The organism is Marinospirillum sp. (genome assembly GCF_014859565.1).
In genome coordinates, this window is record NZ_JACUUA010000403.1 from 1 (window position 1) to 1,912 (window position 1,912).

The following is a 1,912-nucleotide window of genomic DNA, read 5'->3' on the forward strand; positions in this document are numbered from 1 at the left end:
TAAGCGTTACTGCCCTGCATTTGGGCGCTTATTTTCGTTATTCTACCTTAGATGCACCAGAAACGTCCACCAATCGCGGTGGAAAAATCCTGACCAGGCCACTGATACCCTGAAAATCGGCTACAACCCAGACCGCTTCAAAAGGATGCCTATCTGGCAGGTGGATCAGCTCCAGTCGCTGCAGAAAATCTTGCCGGGTCCACAAGGGGTTCATATTACGAATCACCAGCCAGACTTTCTGTGAATGGTAGTTTTTCTGCGCCTTGTTACCCAGAATACGGTTCAACGCGGTCAGCAAACGTTCATCCGATTTGGTCGAGTTCAACTCATGCAGATAGTGCCAGGTTTTATCCCCCAGATCACGACCCAGCAGCAACATGGCCTCGGCTTCACTGCCATATAGATGAGCTATCTCCAGATCCAGGCGATCCCGCCCTAGATAACAGGACACGTCCGGCTTAATAGGTTCGTTGTGCCAGATATGCCGGATTTGCACATCAAAACACTCTTCATACAACCGCATGAATAAACGAGCCGCCTCATGCTCCAGACGCAGTTTTTCCCGCTCCGAATCACTTCTCGGGCGACCGTCCTGACTGAAGTTGAGATCCGAGGTCATGGCGCATTCCGGGTTATTTCAGATCCAGCACATCCTGCATGTCATACAGACCTGCAGATCGCCCTTGCAGCCAGCCCGCAGCACGCACTGCACCCTTGGCAAAAGTCATACGGCTGGATGCCTTATGGGTAATTTCCACTCGCTCCCCTTCCGTACCAAACACCACTGTGTGATCACCTACCACATCACCCACCCGCATGGTGGCAAAACCGATGGTTTCACGCTTACGGGCACCGGTCTGACCTTCACGTCCATAAACGGCCACTTCTTTCAGGTTACGACCCAATGCGCGCGCCACTGCTTCACCCATGCCCAGCGCCGTCCCGGAAGGAGCATCCACCTTGTGGCGGTGGTGTGCTTCCACTATTTCCACATCATAGTCATCACCCAGTGCCGCTGCTGCAAGTTCCAACAGTCGGAAACAGACATTCACACCCACACTCATGTTGGGGGCAAACACCAGCGGAATTTTTTCAGCAGCGCGAGCCAGCTCAATCTTTTCACTGTCATTCAAACCGGTTGTACCGACCACCAGCGCCTTGCCATGAGCACTGCAGAAAGCAGCACTCTTGAGGGTGACGGCAGGGGTGGTGAAGTCGATCAACAGATCAAAATCCGCCGCCTCCAGCGAACCACTGGTCTTGATGCCCAGCTTACCCAGACCTGCCAGCTCTCCCAGATCCACACCGACCAGACTGGAGTCCGGCTCTACAATACCGGCAGCCAGCTGCACATCCGGATTATCCTGCACCGCTTGAATCAGCGTGCGCCCCATGCGCCCACCGGCACCCATGATTGCAACCTTGATCATTTCGATCCTCACAGAATTTTACAAAGAAATAATATCTGCCATTATACTGGAACCGGCAGCCACTGAGTTAACAAGGACTTGGCTAATTGGCAAGTGTGAACCAGATCACATTTATTAACAGTGGTTTTGCTAAGATGGCTTTCTTTATAGTTTTTTTCCCGCAGAGGTTACTGCATGTCCTCCGATGCCAGCTCCAATCCAAGTTATGAGCGTATCCGCCGCCTTAACGCCATAGGTATTGCACTGTCTGCCCAGCGTGACCAGAGTCAGCTGCTGGAATTGATTCTTGTCAGTGCGCGCGAATTGACCCAGGCGGATGCAGGCACACTGTATATGGTGGAGCCTGACAGTCAGTCCCTGCGTTTCGTAATGGTGCAAAATGACAAGCTGAATATTCACCTTGGTGGTAGTGGCGCACCTGTTGGTGACAACTTCCCGCTGATTCCGCTCCACCTGCCGGATGGATCACCCAATGAACGGAT

The 1,912-nt window shown here is 52.7% G+C and carries 2 protein-coding genes and 1 pseudogene; 1 reads left to right on the plus strand and 2 read right to left on the minus strand.

Annotation, left to right across the window (positions count from 1 at the left end; genetic code table 11):
- Positions 1 to 37: 37 nt before the first annotated feature.
- The gene (locus tag IBX50_RS20230; RefSeq protein ID WP_292258192.1) at positions 38 to 619 is read right to left on the minus strand and encodes a hypothetical protein; all 582 of its coding nucleotides are present in this window, start codon (positions 617 to 619) and stop codon (positions 38 to 40) included.
- 13 nt (positions 620 to 632) lie between these two features.
- Positions 633 to 1,430: a 4-hydroxy-tetrahydrodipicolinate reductase gene (gene dapB / locus IBX50_RS20235; protein ID WP_292258193.1), complete on the minus strand. Its 798-nt coding sequence runs from the start codon at positions 1,428 to 1,430 to the stop codon at positions 633 to 635.
- 174 nt (positions 1,431 to 1,604) lie between these two features.
- Here dapB and IBX50_RS20240 point away from each other — a divergent pair.
- Positions 1,605 to 1,912 (plus strand): annotated as a pseudogene (locus IBX50_RS20240) (hypothetical protein); the annotation flags it as partial.

Coding starts and splice junctions, on each gene's coding strand:
- IBX50_RS20230 (WP_292258192.1), bottom strand. CDS start 619: ATGACCTCGGATCTCAACTTCAGTCAGGACGGTCGCCCGAGAAGTGAT.
- dapB (WP_292258193.1), bottom strand. CDS start 1,430: ATGATCAAGGTTGCAATCATGGGTGCCGGTGGGCGCATGGGGCGCACG.